At 60.5% G+C, this 17,785-nt stretch carries 14 protein-coding genes; 6 read left to right on the top strand and 8 right to left on the bottom strand.

The window, feature by feature from the left end:
* Window positions 1–65 precede the first annotated feature (65 nt).
* The 4 genes from tehB (at window position 66) to CLI93_RS06900 (ending at window position 3,251) form a co-directional block, all read left to right on the top strand.
* Complete coding sequence (tehB, locus tag CLI93_RS06915) at window positions 66–977, top strand: SAM-dependent methyltransferase TehB (RefSeq protein WP_095542914.1); 912 nt, start codon at window positions 66–68, stop codon at window positions 975–977.
* Window positions 978–1,308: 331 nt separating this feature from the next.
* Window positions 1,309–1,869 carry a cytochrome b gene (locus CLI93_RS06910; RefSeq protein ID WP_095542915.1) on the top strand — a complete coding sequence of 187 codons (561 nt, stop codon included), beginning with the start codon at window positions 1,309–1,311 and terminating at the stop codon, window positions 1,867–1,869.
* Between the two features lie 47 nt (window positions 1,870–1,916).
* Window positions 1,917–2,486, top strand: coding sequence for a YceI family protein (locus CLI93_RS06905; protein WP_095542916.1), 570 nt, complete (start codon window positions 1,917–1,919; stop codon window positions 2,484–2,486).
* Between the two features lie 183 nt (window positions 2,487–2,669).
* A complete protein-coding gene (locus CLI93_RS06900) occupies window positions 2,670–3,251 on the top strand; it encodes a YceI family protein (RefSeq protein ID WP_095542917.1) in 582 nt (193 codons plus the stop codon).
* 170 nt (window positions 3,252–3,421) lie between these two features.
* Here the strand turns inward: CLI93_RS06900 and CLI93_RS06895 are convergent, their stop codons facing one another.
* From CLI93_RS06895 to yajC, 5 genes are all read right to left on the bottom strand, one after another.
* Window positions 3,422–3,835 carry a hypothetical protein gene (locus CLI93_RS06895; RefSeq protein WP_095542918.1) on the bottom strand — a complete coding sequence of 138 codons (414 nt, stop codon included), beginning with the start codon at window positions 3,833–3,835 and terminating at the stop codon, window positions 3,422–3,424.
* A 466-nt stretch (window positions 3,836–4,301) separates the two neighbouring features.
* A complete protein-coding gene (locus tag CLI93_RS06885; RefSeq protein WP_095542920.1) occupies window positions 4,302–7,085 on the bottom strand; it encodes a DUF1631 family protein in 2,784 nt (927 codons plus the stop codon).
* 134 nt (window positions 7,086–7,219) lie between these two features.
* The gene (secF, locus tag CLI93_RS06880) at window positions 7,220–8,170 is read right to left on the bottom strand and encodes a protein translocase subunit SecF (protein WP_095542921.1); all 951 of its coding nucleotides are present in this window, start codon (window positions 8,168–8,170) and stop codon (window positions 7,220–7,222) included.
* A 13-nt stretch (window positions 8,171–8,183) separates the two neighbouring features.
* On the bottom strand, window positions 8,184–10,124 hold the full coding sequence (gene secD, locus CLI93_RS06875) for a protein translocase subunit SecD (protein ID WP_095542922.1): 1,941 nt from the start codon (window positions 10,122–10,124) through the stop codon (window positions 8,184–8,186).
* A gap of 258 nt (window positions 10,125–10,382) precedes the next feature.
* Window positions 10,383–10,724, bottom strand: a complete 342-nt coding sequence (gene yajC, locus CLI93_RS06870) for a preprotein translocase subunit YajC (protein WP_095539810.1) — start codon at window positions 10,722–10,724, stop codon at window positions 10,383–10,385.
* A 614-nt stretch (window positions 10,725–11,338) separates the two neighbouring features.
* Between yajC and CLI93_RS06865 the strand changes: the two genes are divergently transcribed.
* Complete coding sequence (locus CLI93_RS06865) at window positions 11,339–12,565, top strand: CaiB/BaiF CoA transferase family protein (protein ID WP_095542923.1); 1,227 nt, start codon at window positions 11,339–11,341, stop codon at window positions 12,563–12,565.
* Window positions 12,566–12,675: 110 nt separating this feature from the next.
* Window positions 12,676–13,668, top strand: coding sequence for a Bug family tripartite tricarboxylate transporter substrate binding protein (locus CLI93_RS06860; protein ID WP_095542924.1), 993 nt, complete (start codon window positions 12,676–12,678; stop codon window positions 13,666–13,668).
* Between the two features lie 219 nt (window positions 13,669–13,887).
* Here CLI93_RS06860 and CLI93_RS06855 read toward each other — a convergent pair whose 3' ends face one another.
* From CLI93_RS06855 to pilB, 3 genes are read right to left on the bottom strand one after another with little or no spacing between them, the layout of a single operon-like run.
* Complete coding sequence (locus tag CLI93_RS06855) at window positions 13,888–14,766, bottom strand: prepilin peptidase (RefSeq protein ID WP_095542925.1); 879 nt, start codon at window positions 14,764–14,766, stop codon at window positions 13,888–13,890.
* The gene (locus CLI93_RS06850) at window positions 14,766–16,007 is read right to left on the bottom strand and encodes a type II secretion system F family protein (protein ID WP_095542926.1); all 1,242 of its coding nucleotides are present in this window, start codon (window positions 16,005–16,007) and stop codon (window positions 14,766–14,768) included. Before CLI93_RS06850 ends, CLI93_RS06855 begins: the two co-directional genes overlap by 1 nt.
* A gap of 30 nt (window positions 16,008–16,037) precedes the next feature.
* A complete protein-coding gene (gene pilB / locus CLI93_RS06845) occupies window positions 16,038–17,768 on the bottom strand; it encodes a type IV-A pilus assembly ATPase PilB (protein ID WP_095542927.1) in 1,731 nt (576 codons plus the stop codon).
* Between the last annotated feature and the right edge of the window lie 17 nt (window positions 17,769–17,785).

Here is a 17,785-nt window from a genome sequence, read left to right as displayed (position 1 = left end):
CGCGCATCTCCCATACCTCTCTGCCACACCCAGACACGAGTGCCGCCGCCCTTGTGCCTCATGCCATGACACCAGACCTGATCGTCTACAAAACCATGCCTGAATGGACACACAGCACCATTCCCACGGGCTTCATGCGCAACCACAACACCAAGGAGGGCACCTGGGCGCAGCTGCAAGTGCTGCAAGGCTCACTGGACTTTGCCCTGACCAGCGCCAGCGGCGAGGAGCTGCAGAGCTTCACATTCACGCCACAACAGCAGCCGCCGCTGATTGCGCCACAGCAATGGCACCGCATCGTCGCAGCCAGCGCCGATGTGCGCTGCCAACTGCGCTTTCTCTGCACGCGCGAGGACTATTTCGCCAAGAAGCACCGGCTCACCCGCACGCATTCGGAACTGGTTGAAGCCTTTGACCAGCTGCAATTGCCCAAGCAGGCACGCGCCCTGGACGTGGGCTGCGGCCGGGGGCGCAACAGCCTGTATCTGGCCTTGCAGGGCCTGCAGGTGCAGGCCCTGGACCACGACATCGATGCGCTGCAGCAACTGGCCGCGCTGGCCCGCGAAGAAGGCCTGCAAGCGCAATTGCAATGGCAAGAAGTCGATCTGAACCAAGCCGCCAGCCTGCCGCTGATCGACCCCGCAGGGCAGTACGACCTCGTGCTCTGCACCGTGGTGCTGATGTTCCTGCAGCCACAGGCCGTGCCTGCGCTGCTGGCCCAGATGCAGGCCGCCACAGCCCCTGGGGGCTACCACCTCATCGTCTGCGCCATGGACAGCGCCGACTATCCCTGCACGCAGCCATTTCCCTTCACCTTTCGCGCTGGTGAGCTGCGCGCTCGCTACGGCAACTGGCAACTGCTCAAATACAACGAAGACTTGGGCCATTTGCATAAAACGGATGCCAACGGCCGCCCTATTGCCATGCGCTTTGCCACCTTGCTGGCCCGCAAGCCGCATGACCTGCCCGCAGCATGAGCCGCCGAACACAAAGCGCGTTTAGTTCACAATCTCTGCTGGATCGTCAAGGAGCCTTGGGAGCAACCTGCAGCGTCACAAAGCCTCGCCGGACCATCAAACCCGGCGAGGCTTTGTGACTTTTTGTATTCCAATCAGGCCGCCGCGAGCCCACCCTCGCCGCGATTGTGAGCGGGCGCTTAGGCGCGTTTGACACGGCCTTGCCACAACAACACAACAAGATCGGAACTTTGCTCAATCCGCCGAATCAACCGCCGTCCCAGAACTGCTGTCTGGCAGGGTGTTACAAACACTGCAAATACATCGCCCCAGCGCGCACTCCATCCCCACCATGACCACTGACCCCACCCGATATTCCCGCCCCGCCATATGGCTGCACTGGCTGATGGCCGCGTCCATCATTGCTGTATTTGGCCTTGGGCTGTACATGGTCCAACTGCCCTTCTCGCCACAGAAGCTCAAACTCATCAATTGGCACAAATGGGCCGGCATAGTGATTCTTTTGCTGGCGGCCTTGCGCTTGCTGGTGCGCTTGCTGCGACGCCCTCCAGCGTTGCCGCCCGCCATGCTGCGCCACATGCCTGGCTGGCAGCAGTTCGCCCACCATGCTGTGCACCACTCCCTTTATGTGCTGTTTTTTGCCGTGCCCTTGCTGGGCTGGGCATATAGCTCTGCGGCGGGCTTTCCCATCGTGTTGTTCGGCCAACTGCCGCTGCCTGACTGGGTTGCTGCAGACCCCCAGCTGGCACAGCGCATCAAGCCATGGCATCAATGGTCGGCATTTGCATTGATTGGCCTGGCCGGCCTTCACATCCTGGCCGCCCTCAAGCACCAGTTCATTGACCGTGATGGTCTGCTCAGGCGCATGTGGCCAGGCAAAGCCTCTTCCTGAACACACGGCATTTCCAACACAACGTCTTTCCTTAAAGGAGTCACCACATGAACAAAATCCTTGCACTGACCGCCGTGGCACTGGGCTGCAGTCTGACGCCTATTGCCTGGGCACAGCAAAGCCTGCTGGCCCAGCACAGTCGCATCGAATTCACTTTCCAGCAATTGGGCGTGCCCGTGACCGGGCATTTCAAGTCCTTTGAAGGCGACATCGCGCTCAAGCTCGACGACTTGTCCGCCAGCCGCCTGCGCCTTGACGTGGACACCGGCAGCGCCACGCTGGGCGATGCACAAACCGATGAAGAGTTGCGCAAGCCCGCCTGGTTCAACACTGCTGCCTTCCCCAAGGCAAGCTTCGTACTCAATGAACTGCAGTCGAGTGGAAAGAACGAATACCAGGCCAATGGCACGCTGACCATCAAAAACGTCAGCCACCCTGTGCAAGTGCCCGTGCGCCTGGAAGCAGCCAACGGCCACTCCGTGGCCCGGGGCAGTTTCACCATCGAGCGCCTGCCCTATCAAATCGGCTCAGGAGAATGGAGCGACACCTCCTTGGTCGCCAATCCAGTGCGCGTGCAATTCCAGCTGGCCATCCAAGGCCTGACCCCAGCCCAATGAACATCAAGCCTGCAGCCGCAGGCGGCCTATGCACATACGGGCAAGTGCTGGCATCGCCCCTTGGCGCAGTGGCTTTCTGAGGCAAAGCCCAGCTACTGCGTTTTGCCTGAAAACACCACGGCAGCACCGATTACCAGCAGCCCCTACATTACTGTTTTTTTACCCCCAACAGAGGAGATTCCTATGCGTTTCATCACACTTGCAGCAGCCAGTGCTGCGGCCATGCTGTCCGTGACAGCGCCGGCTCAGGCTGCCAGCTACACCATCGACCCCAGCCACACCTTCGTGACTTTTGAGATCGACCACAACGGCACCTCCACCAATCGCGGTCGCTTCGACAAAGTGCAAGGCAGCATCGAATTTGATCGCGACGCCAAGACCGGCCAGGCCGACATCAGCGTCGACATGAGCTCCATCAGCACAGGCACTCCTGGCTTTGACAAGCACCTGCAATCGGCCGACATTTTCAACGCCGAGAAATTCGCCACAGCGCGTTTCGTCAGTGAACGCTTCGTCTTCGAAGACGGGAAAATCGACGAAATCCATGGTCAGCTCACCCTGCTGGGCCAGACGCATCCCGTGACCATCGAGGCGGAAAAATTCAACTGCTATGCCAACCGCATGCTGCAAGGCCGCGAAACCTGCGGCGGAGACTTTGAGCTGACCATCGACCGCTCCCGCTGGGGCATGGATTACGCCATCCAACACGGCGCCGCCAAGGAAGTGAAGATCGTCATTCAGATCGAGGCCGCCAAAGCGCAATAACGCCCCCTTGCGGCGTTCTTATCTAGAGACTGTCCTCAAATTCGCCGCAAATGCGTTCACCCCTGGCGGGATGTGCGACGCGAGAATTTTGAGGACAGGCGCTTAAAAGCAGCCGCGCCCAATCGCGCAGCTGCTTTTTTATCTATAGCCCTTGACATGGGCTCTGCGCATCAAGCTGCGAGCGGGGCAGATGCAGGCATGCTCAGGGCCGCCCGCCAAGCCTGTGTGTGCAGGCCATACAACGCCAGCACATGGCTATCGATGCGCTCTCTTTGGCAACGGATGCCCAGCACCGTTCGAGCAAACAAACGGGCCTTTTGTTGATCGACACGCGCCACACGCACACCCACGACACGCAAAGCCAACTCCAAAGCCTCATTGGCTCTGGCTTCACCCGACAGGGTCACATGCATTTTGCTGAAAGCCATGGCAGGCCAGTTTTGTCGCAACCAGCCCAGCAAGTGATCAGCCCCGCGCACTTGGCCACTCACCGCTTTGGGATGTTGCTCGGCTTGGTCAGGCAAATGCTGTACGGCGCAACAGTCCAGGCCTGCATCGGCCGCATCAATTCCCAGGTACAACATGACAGCGCATCCTTTCACCGGAGCCTGCCAGCAATCTCTGCATAGGCTCTCGGACTGACTCTGGATGCCTGCATCACACTGTGTGCAAGCATCCCACTTCCTGATACGCCAGAGCCGCAACCATCGCCCCCTGCAACAAGATCTGCAAACCAATGCAGTCCTTCGCTGACGCGCCCAACCACGGCACCGGCACCCTGTCCCTGCAGGCTGCGTACGTCACAACCTGCGGAGCCACGGAGTGTGGCGAGGCCGTAGTTTGCATTTTTTTTAAATTATTTTGCGATTAATTGACATTCCACTAGGGCTTTCATCTGATGAACGCATCTATACAGTAGGAGTTGTTTGAGAACAGCCTGCGTCGCCCATCAAGCCTCGCCAGGCCCGTCGCCTGCTGTGTTCTACACCTCTATCAGGCCACCCCAAGCCGCTTTGTTGTGTGTACTCGCACCGCGAACTTGAACAGGTCTTAGAGCGTTTTGCCCCTGCCCATGACGGGCCCGCCCAGTGGTACCACGCGCGTGGCGCCTGGTGCGCCACCATCGCTGAAGTGGGTGTTCAGATCCACCTCCAGCGCGCCCAGAAGACTGTCCTGGTTTCCTGATGCGTTGAGCCCAGTTGCAGCCGCCGCTTGCGGCAAAGCCTTGGGCGGCAGGGGGGAGTGCACCGTCAGCAGATCTTCTGGCGGCTGGTATTGCGTCAAGGCAATGCGGGTGGCGCGCAGCATCAGGCCTTCATGATCGATGGGCACCAAAAGGCCCGCATCAAAATATGCAGCCAGTGTGCAAAGTTTCAGCAGACAGCTTCGGCCATCGGCTGCCAGGAGTACATGCAGATGCCTTTGCTTGCTGTGCCAGACGTATTGCATGCGCACGGCCACAGGGTCTGTATCCGGCGTGCGCTGTGTCATCAGTTCGAAGTATTCACCCACTGTGCGCGTGCGCGCCCATTCGAGCACTTCTGGACTCAATGCTCGCCGCTGCGCCGGCTCCTCCAGCACGATCAGGCCAGCCAACTCCACGCCCAGCATCAACTCGACGTTCTCGCGGCTGAGGGGGATGTCGTCCACCTCGTCATGGCCAATGAAGTTCTCCAGATTTTCCAGACGTGCCGATACCTGCTTGAGCTGATCGGCAGGGATGGCCTTGGAGCGGGCGAGAAAGGCCTCTTGAACCCAAGCATTGATTTGCTGAATCATGGCCTGCTGCGCCATATCCACTACCCCCACCAAGGTCAAGCCATGGCGCAGTCGCTGCAGCAACGCCGGCAGAGCCTGTGCCACGCGCCGGCGCTCGGTTCTGCTGGATTTGGCACTGCAGGCCCACATCAGCAAGGCTGCTGCGCGCTTGAAGCGCAGGGTTTCCTGACCTTTGACGCCTTCGCGCACGGCGCAAACAGCCAGCACCTCGGCCCAGGTCTTGAAGAGAAAGCTGCGCACTTCCTCTCGGATGGGCAGGTCCTGCAGCATCTTGCGCAGCTCAATGGTGAACTTGACCAGCAGCGTTTCCTTCTCCTCCACCTGCTGCGCCACGGACATGGCCTTGCCAGCCAGTTGGTTCTCGGAGAGGAATTTCTGCAGAAAGCGTTCGAACTCGGTCAAAGCCAGCTGAAACACTTTGACGCCCATGTCCGGGTACTGCTCAATGGTCTGCACGATGCGGCGCAGCTCCTGTTCCAACGCACTGCCCTGAAAGTTGGCGCCGTCAAACCCCATGGCCGCACTGCCCATGCGGTCGATGAGCCGCCGAACGGTGTGGTCCATGTCGGTAAAAAAGCTCGGATCGGCCAGCGCAATGCGCAACACCGGCACTTGCAGGCGGGCAAACAGTACGCGCACGGCCGATGGCACGCGATCTTCGGACAGCACACTCTGGAACATCAAGGCCACCAGCTCGATGATGGCTTTCTCGTTGGGCTGCTCAGCCCCTTCCTTGATGACCTGAGACTGCTGCAGCGCCAACTGTGCCACTTGGGCGCTGGCCTCAGGCGAGGACTGCTGGAATGCAGTCTGTGCCTGCACGTCCTTGAGCTGCTCGACGACCTGGGCCTGCTGCACCTGCATGACTTGCATCAGCCGGGGCGTCAACACGGTCGGTTGGGTCTCCGGCACATCGCCATTGGCCGTCACGCCAGGTGAGGCCTGCACCGCATCCCCAACGACGTAGGCCATGCGCGTGAGCACATCGTGCTGCAAAGCCTGCACTTGCTGCAGCGCCGGTTGGCCAAAACGCGCCTGCGGCGCTTGCAACATCGGCCCCGCAGGCAGCGGAGCGCCGGGCACGAGGATCTGCGGCGCCAAGAACTCCGCCGCAGGCGCTGCCTCGCCAGCAACCACGGCCTGAGCCACGGCAACAGCGGGGCTACCTATCACGACCTGGCCGCCTGCAGCAGCGCCGACTTCAGCCACTGCCCCGCCAGCAACCATTCCCATCGAAGGCACAGCCCCTGCCACCGGCACCCCCCCCCCTGCGGGCACCATGTACTGATAGGTCGGCGCACCCGCCATGACAGCGCCTGGCACCATGGGCATGGCTGCAGGCACCTGCGCTGCCGCAGACTGTGCCGGACCTAAGCCTTTGGGAGAAGCTGCATCCTGCAGGGGCGCGGGGGCAGAGGTTGGCTTTGGGCTGATGCCTCTCTCTTCCAGAAATGCATTACTCGCTTGATAGGCTTTCAGCAGCAGAGCTGCCCATTCCTTGGTGATGCCCTCCATGACCCAGGTGAAGCAGGCCTGGGGCAGGCCAGCGCGGCGCCAAGCATCAACCAGGTTCTCGGCCACCTGTGTTGGCTGTACCGGGTCGTTGGGATCCAGGCGCTGGTACTCCAGCTGCAGCAGGCGCTTGCGCAATTCAGTAAAGCCTGGATCCACCTTTTCGGCCACCTGCATGCTCATGCGCGAAGAGGCAATCAAACCTTCGATGGCGTCGTCGCTGATGAGCTGTAAATCATCAATGTCGGCCAGGCCTTCCAGCGAGCGGCGCTTTTTCACTGGTATGGGATCAACAAAGGCCGTGCGCCAGATGTCCAACAGGCCCTGCGCCCAGCTGCGCCGCTGCAGCACATAGTCCTGATACCAGGTCTGAATGGGCACGGAGGGCGCGTTCAGATCGCGGAAATCGCTGTCGCTGAAGGCTTCGAAGCGCTGCACCACCAGCCGGTCCAACTCAGGAATGCTGGTGCACAGGCTTTGCAGGAAGTGCTGCCTGGCCATTTTGGCCAGGGTTTCGGAGTCGTTCGGATTGGGAGTATCCATGCCACGATCCCTCAGGAAGTTCAAAGACAGCTGCGGCTGCCCTGTACATGCAATCCCGCCCCACTCACTGCCACCACTAAAAAGCCAAAAATCTTGGACAAATCCCTGGCGGGGCAAGACGGATGGTGGCGACTTTACACCACGGCGCCGGCATTGGGGTCGTTGGGATTGGCGCTGCTCTTGCCTGGCTTGATCAGATCTTCACGCTTGACGCCCATCCACAGCACCAAGCCAGAGCCAACGAAGATCGACGAGTACACGCCAAACACGATGCCAATGGTCAGGGCCAGCGCAAAGTAATGCAGACTGGGGCCACCAAAGAACAGCATGCACAGCACCATGGCCTCAGTAGAGGCGTGGGTGATGACCGTTCGGCTCATGGTGCTGGTGATGGCGTGGTCCAGCACCTGCTGTGTCGTCATCTTGCGGTGTTTGCGGAACATCTCTCGCACACGGTCGAAGATCACCACCACCTCGTTGACAGAATAGCCAAAGACAGCCAGCACGCCCGCCAATACAGCCAGCGAGAACTCCCACTGGAAGAAGGAGAAGAAGCCCAGGATGATGACCACGTCATGCAGGTTGGCAATGATGGCAGCCAGGCCGAACTTCCACTCAAAGCGCAGCGCCAGGTAAATGGTGATGCCCAGCGCCACGAACAGCAGTGCCAGCAGGCCCTTTTCGGTAAGCTCGTCGCCGATTTGTGGGCCGACGAACTCGTTGCGCAGCAATTGCACGCCTGGCTCGGTCTTTTGCAGCTCCGCCAGCACTTGCTCACTTTGCTGATCGGCGCTGGCGCCCGGCAGCACCGGCAGGCGAATCAACACATCGCGCGCCGTGCCAATGTTCTGCACCTGCACATCGCTGTAGCCCATGCCGCCCACGCGGGAGCGCACCTGCTCCAGGTCGGCCGCCTGCGGATATTGCACCTGCATTACGGTACCGCCGGTGAACTCGACGGACAGGTTCAAGCCCTTGGTGAACAGGAAAAACACCGAAAGCACGAACAGCACGATGGACACGATGTTGAACACCAACACGTGCCGCATGAAGGGGATGTCCCGTTTGATCTTGAAGAATTCCATGCTGCGCTCTCCCTCAGACGCGCTGTTCAGGTTGCTTGGGGGCCGACGACGCCAGCGCCGCCGCGCCTGCACTGGCGGCAGACGCTGCAGGGGCATCCGCCTCGGGCCGCCAGACCTGGCCGATGGAGATGGACTTCAGACGCTTGCGCCGGCCATACCAGAGGTTGACCAGGCCGCGCGAGAAGAACACCGCCGAGAACATGCTGGTGAGCACGCCAATGCAATGCACCACGGCAAAGCCGCGCACTGGGCCATGGCCGAAGGCCAACAGCGCAAAGCCGGCAATGAGCGTGGTGACGTTGGAGTCCAAAATCGTCGCCCAGGCGCGCTCATAGCCGGCATGGATGGCCGCCTGCGGCGAGGCGCCGGCGCGCAGCTCCTCGCGGATGCGCTCATTGATCAGCACGTTCGAATCGATCGCCACGCCCAGCGCCAGGGCCATCGCGGCAATGCCCGGCAGCGTCAAGGTGGCCTGCAGCATGGACAGCACGGCCAGCAGCAGCAGGATGTTGACCGCCAGCGACAGCGAGGAGAACACGCCAAACATCATGTAGTAGGCGCACATGAAGGCCACGATCAGCAGCATGCCCCACAGCACGCTTTTCTGGCCGCGCTCGATGTTCTCCTGCCCCAGGCTGGGGCCGATGGTGTATTCCTCGATGATCTCCATCGGCGCGGCCAATGCGCCCGAGCGCAGCAGCACGGCCACTTCGTTGGCCTCGCGCGTGGTCATGGAGCCGGAGATCTGCACGCGCCCGCCTGCGATTTCCTGGCGGATCACCGGCGCGGTCACGACCGTGCCCCGGCCACGCTCGAACAGAATGATGGCCATGCGTTTGCCCACGTTCTCGCGCGAGACATCGCGGAAGATGCGCGCCCCCGGCCCGTCGAACTCCAGGTTGACCACGGGCATGTTGCCGCGCTGGGTATCGAAGCCTGGCTGGGCATCAATGAGGTTCTCGCCGGTGAGCACGACCTGACGCTGCACGATGACGCGCTGGCCTTCGGCGTCGTTGAAGACTTCCGAGCCGAACGGCACGGGCCCGGCGCCGCTCTCGGCCGCGCGGCCTTCGGTGGATTCGTCCACCATACGCACCTGCAGCGTGGCCGTGCGGCCAATCATGCGCTTGGCCTGGGCCACATCCTGCACGCCCGGCAACTGCACCACGATGCGGCTGCTGCCTTCCTGCTGGATCACCGGCTCGGCCACGCCCAGCTCGTTGACGCGGTTGTGCAGCGTGGTGATGTTCTGCTTGAGGGCCTGCTCCTGGATGTGCTTGACGGCCTCGGGTGCGAACACCAGGCGCAGCTTGGTATCGCTGGAGGCCACGGCATCGGGCGTCAGATCACGGAAATGGTCGGCCACGATATTGCGGATCAACTCGCCATCCTGCGGATTGCGCAGCGTGATGTCGATGGCCTGGCCATCGCGACGCAGGCCGCCATGGCGGATGTTTCGCTCACGCAAGGCCGTGCGCAGACCGCTGAGCAAGGCCTCGCTGCGCTGCACCAGCGCCCCGTCCATGTCCACCTGCAGCGTGAAGTGCACCCCGCCGCGCAAATCCAGGCCCAAGTACATCGGCTTGGCATTGATCGCCTGCAGCCAGGCCGGCGTGCGCGAGAGCAGGTTCAACGCCACCGAATAGGCCGGCTGGTTCTCATCGGGCACCAGGGCCGCGGCAATGGCATCGCGCGCCGGCACTTGCGCATCCTGCGTATGCAGGCGCACGCGCAGCGATTGGGCGTCGCGCTCCATGCTCTTGGGCTCAATTTGGTGCTTTTGCAGCACGTTGAGCACGCGCGCCTGCAGCGCATCATCAACGGGCACGTCATCACGCAACGAAGCGACCTGGACGGCGTAGTCCTCACCAAAAATGTTGGGCAGTGTGTAGAGCAGCCCAACGACCAACGCAATCGCCATGATTGCGTATTTCCATAAGGGATAGCGGTTCATGATCGTCCTATATCCAAGTCACAGTCGCTGCAGGGCGCCAAACATGCACCCATCGCCTAGCGCGCAGTGTGTCGGCTCCAAGAGGCTGGTCACAATCTCTGTACGGTGCGCAATGGGGCGGTTGGGTGCGGTCTGTACACCCGCAAAACCTCGCCGATTCACTGAAGCCCAGCATCAGCCACATATGAGGATGGTGCCTTGCAGCCCATCCAAAAACCGCTTCATTGCCCAATTGCGCCGCAGATCGTGAACAGGCTCTTATGCGGCGTTCTTGTCCCAGGTGCCCTTGGGCAGCACCTGACCCACGGCAGAGCGCTGCACTTGGATTTCCACGCCCTGAGCCACTTCCAGGTGAATCCATTGATCGCTCAGGCGGCTGACGCGACCAACGATGCCCCCAGCGGTAGTCACCTCATCGCCCTTGGCCAGCGCATCGATCATCGCGCGGTGCTCTTTCTGGCGCTTCATCTGAGGGCGAATCATGATGAAGTACAGCACCACGAACATCAGCACCAAAGGCAGGATGCCCGACAGCAGAGACTGACCGCCTGCGGCAGGAGCCACCGCAGGGGCCGTTTGAGCGAAAGCAACAGAAATCATGGCAACAAACTCCAAAAAAACAGCCAAAAAACAAACCTGCGGGCGCCAATACCTACGCCCCGCTGTGCCAGGGCAGGCCCGCCGCGCCTTGGACAGACAAGCCACATGCAGGGCCGCAGCCGAAAATGCAAGCCGCGCACATCGACAGTGCAAGAAAAAGGCGGCACGAATCGGCGCGTCATGTGCACTGCAGCTCTGGAAGGAGGCAGCAGGCGGGGCCGACTCCGCAGCCGTGGAGTGCCTGCACAGACCTTCGCACGGCACAGCGCCCGCACTCCTCGCACTCCGATCGCCCAGGTGTACAAGCAGCAGCACGCAACCTACTCTGCCCAAAACCTGCCATTGTATGCGCCAGCACACTGGAGCAAGGGGCAGCCGGCACAGAGGGGCTGGGGCACCATGAGCGCCCCACACACAGGCCCTTATGCAGGGCGCTCCCATGCACAGCTGGGCATGCCTGCCCTGGCCATTGGCGATGGCAGCGCGGCAGGCACACAGGCCCGCCTAGGAGCCTGACAGATGTTTGATAATGCGCCGCTTTTACACGGCCAGCCCCCCTCAACGCAACGATGGCATGCGGCAGTAGGCGGCAGGCATCGACAGAGAACAACACCATGCAGCAAGCAAGCAAGCAGAGCGAAAGCGCCGCGCCGCCCGCGGTTTTGCACGGCGTGCGCGTCGTCGAGATGGGTCAGCTCATTGCCGGGCCGTTTTGTGGCAAAACGCTGGGCGATTTTGGCGCCGAGGTCATCAAGATCGAGCCGCCCGGCAGCGGCGACCCCTTGCGCAACTGGCGTTTGATCAAGGATGGCACCTCCGTCTGGTGGCAGGTGCAGTCGCGCAACAAGCGTTCGCTGGCGCTGGATCTGCGCCAGCCCGAGGGGCAGGACATCGCTCGCCGCCTGATTGCCGAGGCCGATGTGCTGATCGAAAACTTCCGCCCCGGCACGCTGGAGGGCTGGGGCATGTCGCCCGAGCAGCTGCACGCGCACAACCCGGGGCTGGTGATTCTGCGCATCTCCGGCTATGGACAAAGCGGGCCGTACCGCGATCGGCCAGGCTTTGGCGTGATCGGCGAATCCATGGGCGGGCTGCGCCAGCTCACGGGCGAGCCCGGCCGCGTGCCGGTGCGCTGCGGCATCTCCATCGGCGATACGCTGGCCGCGCTGCACGGCACCATTGGCGTTCTGCTGGCGCTCTACCACCACAAGGTCCATGGCGGCCCAGGCCAAGTCATTGACGTGGCGCTGCACGAAGCCGTGTTCAACTGCATGGAAAGCCTGATCCCCGAGTACAGCGTGTTCGGCGCCGTACGCGAAGCCGCCGGCAGCGCACTGCCCGGCATTGCGCCATCAAATGCCTACCCCTGCCGCGATGGCTGGGTGCTGGTGGCCGGCAATGGCGACAGCATCTTCAAACGCCTGATGCAGGCCATCGGCCGCAGCGATCTGAGCGAGGATGCCGCACTGGCGCACAACGCCGGGCGCGTAGCGCGCGTGGCCGAGATCGACGAGGCCATCGGCACCTGGACAACGATGCGCAGCGTGGCCGAAGTCCTGCAGGCGCTGGAGGCCGCCCAGGTGCCAGCCGGCAAGGTCTACACCGCCCGCGACATTGCCGAGGACCCGCACTACCAAGCGCGCGACATGCTGCTGGAGCAGACCACGCGCGATGGCTACACGCTGACAGTGCCCGGTATCGTGCCCAAACTCTCAGCCACGCCCGGCGGCATCCGCCACAGCGCGCCAAAGCTGGGCGACGACACCGACGCCGTGCTGCGCGAACTGGGCCTAACGCCCCAGCAGTGCACCGCGCTGCGGGACAAGGGCATCGTGCAATAAGCACCGCCGCCGACGCGGCCAGCCATGCCACAGCGCACGCCCTGGCAAGGCATCATCGCTCTGGCCCCGACTTTTCTAGGGCCTGTTCACACTATGCAAGGAGACACCGCATGATCTCTTCCACAACAACAACAGCTGCCAGCCGCTGGCTGCTGGCCGGCGCTGCGCTGGGCCTGGCCACGCTGGGCCAAGTCTGGGCGCAGGGTTATCCAAGCCGTCAACCCATCACGCTGGTGGTGCCCGCATCCCCCGGCGGCACCACTGATCTGGCCGGCCGCATGCTGGCCCAGCCACTGGGCCAAGTGTTGGGGCAATCCGTGGTGGTCGACAACAAGGCTGGCGGCAGTGGCGCCATTGCTGCTAATCTGGTGCGCCGCGCTGCGGCCGATGGTTACACACTGTTGATGCAGTATTCGGGCTTTCACGTCATCACCCCGCACGTGACCGCAGCGCCGCAATGGCAACAAAGCGACTTCATCCCCGTGGCCAGCGTGCTGGCAGCGCCGCAAATCGTCGTGGTGCGCGCTGATCTGCCGGTCAAGAGCCTGCAGGAGCTCATTGCCTATGCCAAGGCCAACCCAGGCAAGCTCAACTACGCATCCTCTGGCAATGGCTCATTGCAACACGTCACCGGCGTGCAGTTGGAGCAACAGGCCGGCATCCAGATGGTGCATGTGCCTTACAAGGGCACGGGCCCGGCCTTGCAGGACCTGCTGGGCGGCCAGGTGGATCTGACCTTTGGTACAGCACCTCCTTTCGTGCCGCATGTGCAATCGGGCCGCCTGCGGGTACTGGCCGTGACCGGCAGTGAGCGCCTGCCCAGCCTGCCCGATGCTCCGACCACGGCAGAAGCAGGCTACCCAGGCGTGAACGCCTCCTCATGGTTTGGGGTGTTCGCGCCAGCGGGCACGCCACAGCCCGTGATCGACAAGCTGGCCGCCAGCATCGAACAGGTAGTGTCCGAACCCACGTTTGCGCAAAGCGCTCTCCAGCAAGGGGCCAAAGCCGATTTCAGCGCCCCCGCTGCTTTTGCCCAACGGGTACAAAACGATTACGCCGCCTGGGCCGACATCGTCAAATCAGCAGGTATCACGGCCCAGTGACATCAGCGGACAAGGGGTCAAGCCAGATCGTCCTATGACTTACCAAGGCTTGCCCCCTGCAACAGGGTCAGCTTGCTTCGACAGTCGGCCAGTGCACTGCATTCACAGAGCAGTCACTCAGGCTGTAGCAGCACAGACCAAAAAACGATGGCTTTGGGCGCAAAGATCACACCCAAAGCCATCGTTTTTTCAGGCCATATCCCTGCAAAAAGCAGCCTATTAGAAACCCAGCAGCCGGTTCAGCCAGCCATTCACACGCTCTGGCGTGCATACCAAAATCAGCAGGCCTGCGCCGCCCAAGAAAGGGCCATAAGGGATATAGCCACCTTCACGCAGGCCTTGACGCGCTTTGAGCACCAAGCCCACCACAGCGCCCAACAAGGACGAGGCCAGCACAATGGGCAACACCGCTCCAGCCCCCAGCCAAGCACCCAGGGCAGCCAGCAGCTTGAAGTCTCCGTGGCCCATCCCCTCTTTCTTAGTCACCAGCTTAAACAACATGGCGACCGACCAGAGCGACAAATACCCCACTGCCGCCCCAAGCACCGACTGGCGCAGCGGCACGGCAATCAGCCCCACCCAAGATGCCATCAATCCCGCCCACAACAATGGCAGCGTCAGGGTGTCTGGCAGTAAGGTTGTGTCCCAGTCGATCAGGATCAGCGCAATCAAGACTGCACAGAAAAACGCCCAGGCCGCAGCCGTCCAGCTCATGCCCCATTGATGGCCACAAAATGCAAACGCAGCCGCCGTCGCCAGCTCTACCAGTGGATAACGCAGACCAATCGGTGTCTGGCATGCCTTGCAACGCCCGCGCAGCACTAAATAGCTCAGCACCGGAACATTTTCCAGTGCAGAAACAGGGTGTCCGCAAGCCCGGCAACGCGAACGCGGTGTCACCAGATTGAATGGCGTCGTCTCCCCAGCAGCATCATCGGGCAACTCAATTCCCTGCTCGCGCAGAAAAGCCACGCTGTCATGCCGCCAGGCACGCTGCAGCATGACAGGCAGCCGATACACCACCACATTGAGAAAACTGCCAATGAGCAAACCCAACAGGGCAAAAATCAGTGCCGCCGCCCAAGCATCCAAAGCCATCAAACCACCTGCCCCAGCTTGAAGATTGGCAAATACATGGCCACCACAATGCCGCCAATCAAAACCCCCAGTACCACGATGATGATGGGTTCCATCAAAGAGGACAGACCCTCCACCTTGGTGTCCACCTCGGCCTCGTAATAATCGGCCGCCTTGGACAGCATATGGTCCAGCGAGCCCGACTCCTCGCCAATGGCCGTCATTTGCAGCACCATGGACGGGAACACATTGGCGTTCGTCATGGCTGTTGTCAGGCTGGTTCCGGTAGCAACCTCTTTCTGGATATCTTCTGTAGCTTTGCGATACACATAATTACCCGATGCCCCCCCCACGGCATCCAACGATTCCACCAGAGGCACCCCAGCCGCAAACATGGTCGACAGTGTTCGAGTCCAGCGCGCAATACTGGACATGTTCACCAGTTCACCAAAGATGGGCAGCTTCAGCAAAGTGCGATCGACAAATATCTGCACTTTCTCATTACGGCGCCAGGCTTGATAGGCGAAATAGCTTCCCGCCCCAATTACGATGGCAATCAACCAAAACCATTGCACAACAAAATCACTGATGGCCATCACAATCAGGGTTGGAGCCGGCAAATCGGCACCAAAATTGGTGAAAACTTCCTTGAAAGCCGGAATCACCCAAATCATGATCACCGTCAACACCACTGCTGCGACCACCAGCACTGCTATAGGGTACATCAGCGCTGATTTCACCTTGGATTTGACCGCCTCCATCTTTTCCATGTAGGTAGCCAAACGATCGAGCAGATCTTCGAGAATACCTGCTGCCTCACCTGCCTCAACCAAATTGCAGTAGAGATTATCAAAATACAGTGGATATTTTCTGAAAGCTGCACTCAACGGACTTCCGCTTTCCACATCGGCCTTGATGTTATTGAGCAAACGAGTGACATTGGGATTGGGGTTGCCCCGCGCCACGATATCGAACGATTGCAACAATGGCACACCAGCGCGCATCATGGTGGCCAATTGGCGCGTAAAGACGGCAATATCACGACCTTTGATCTTCTTGCCGGATTTCATGCGGCGCTTTTTGATCTTGGTCGCAAAAATCCCTTGGCGACGCAATGTGGCCCGCACTTGGTTCTCGCCTGCGGCCGTCATTTCCCCACGCACTACGCGGGCATTGCGATCCTTGCCTTCCCATTCATAAAGAAATGTCTTGGTGGCGCTTTTGGTTTTGCCTTTGCTTGCAGCCGCAGTAGTGGTTGCCATGATTTCTAGCCCTCGTTGTTATGCTGAGAATTATTCGTTGGTCACAGCCAGCACTTCTTCCAAAGAAGTCACGCCCAGCTTGACTTTTTGCAAGCCAGACTGGCGCAGTGTGCGCACGCCTTCTTTTTCAGCCTGCTCCTGAATTTCGATGGCAGAGCCATCATTGAGAATAATGCGCTGAATTTCCTCACTGATGGGCATCACCTGATAAATACCCACCCGGCCCTTGTAGCCATTATTGCACGCCGAACAGCCCACCGGCTTGTAAGGCACCCAGGATCCATCGAGATCGTCGTAATTGAACCCGGCATCAATCAAGGCATCCACGGGAATATCGGTTTCTTCCTTGCACTGATTGCACAGGCGACGCGCCAAGCGCTGCGCAGTGATCAGAATCACGCTGGAAGCGATATTGAAGGGAGCAATCCCCATATTGCGCAATCGAGTCAATGTGGTCGGGGCATCGTTGGTGTGCAGCGTGGACAAGACCAAGTGCCCGGTTTGGGCGGCCTTGATGGCGATGTCCGCCGTTTCCAAATCACGAATCTCGCCCACCATGATGATGTCGGGATCCTGGCGCAGAAACGATTTCAGGGCTGCAGCAAACGTCAAACCGGCCTTTTCATTGACGTTGACCTGATTCACGCCCGGCAGGTTGATTTCCGAGGGGTCTTCCGCCGTCGAGATGTTCACCCCTGGCTTGTTCAACAGGTTCAGGCAGGTGTACAAGGACACCGTTTTACCCGAGCCCGTTGGCCCGGTCACCAGCACCATGCCATAGGGCCGCTCGATGGCCGTGAGCAGGCGCTCCTTTTCGATCGGCTCGTAGCCCAGCGCATCAATGCCGATTTTGGCGTTGCTGGAATCCAGAATACGAATGACGATTTTCTCGCCAAACAGTGTAGGCAAGGTACTGACACGAAAATCGATGGACTTTCCGCCAATGCGCATTTTGGTGCGACCATCCTGCGGGATACGTTTCTCTGCGATATCCAATCGGGAGATCACTTTAATTCGAGATGCCAGGCGCTCCTTGATGGAAACAGGCGGTGCAGCATATTCACGCAACTCACCGTCAATGCGAAAACGCACACGGTAATTGAATTCATACGGCTCGAAATGCAAGTCTGAAGCCCCCAGACGGTAGGCATCAATGATCATTTTCTGCAAAAACCGCACCACCGGCGCATCATCGGCATCGCTGGAGGCATCGCCAGCGTCATCATCTGACACCTCCTCTACGGTGCCATCGAGCTCATCGAACTGGAAATCCGAAGACTGCCCATCGAGGGCATTGGCCTTGGCCAGCTCATCGAGCAAGGCTGAGATCTTGTCGTGCGCCGCCACCAGCCACTCGATGGAGGCCTGGGTGGCAAATTTCAGCTTCTCCGCCGTATCTCGGTTGCTCGGGTCGGCGCTGGCGACGATCAGCCGGCTCTGGCGCTTGCCCAGCACAATCACTTTGTAGGACAGGCACAGCTTCAAATCCAGCAGATCGGCCGGCAGGCGCATGGCATCGACGGCGCCCAGGTCGATGTAAGGCACAGCAAAAACATCCGAAATGGTTTTTGCCGCCTGGGTGGCCGACAGAACGTTGCCTTCGACCAGCGCACTGAGAAAGTCCCGCCCTTCGTTGCGGGCGCGCTGCAGCGTGGCATCCACCTGCTCCTGCGTCAGCTGCTTGGCCACCAGAAATGCCCTGGCAACGCTGGGCACGACCAGTTCGGCAGTGGCTTTTTTGGTAAGGTCTTCAGTGGCCATTTGTCAGCAACACGGTG

This window comes from Vandammella animalimorsus, from assembly GCF_002288875.1.
Taxonomy (GTDB): Bacteria; Pseudomonadota; Gammaproteobacteria; order Burkholderiales; family Burkholderiaceae_C; genus Lampropedia; species Lampropedia animalimorsus.
This window is presented reverse-complemented; position numbering and strand designations above follow the sequence as displayed.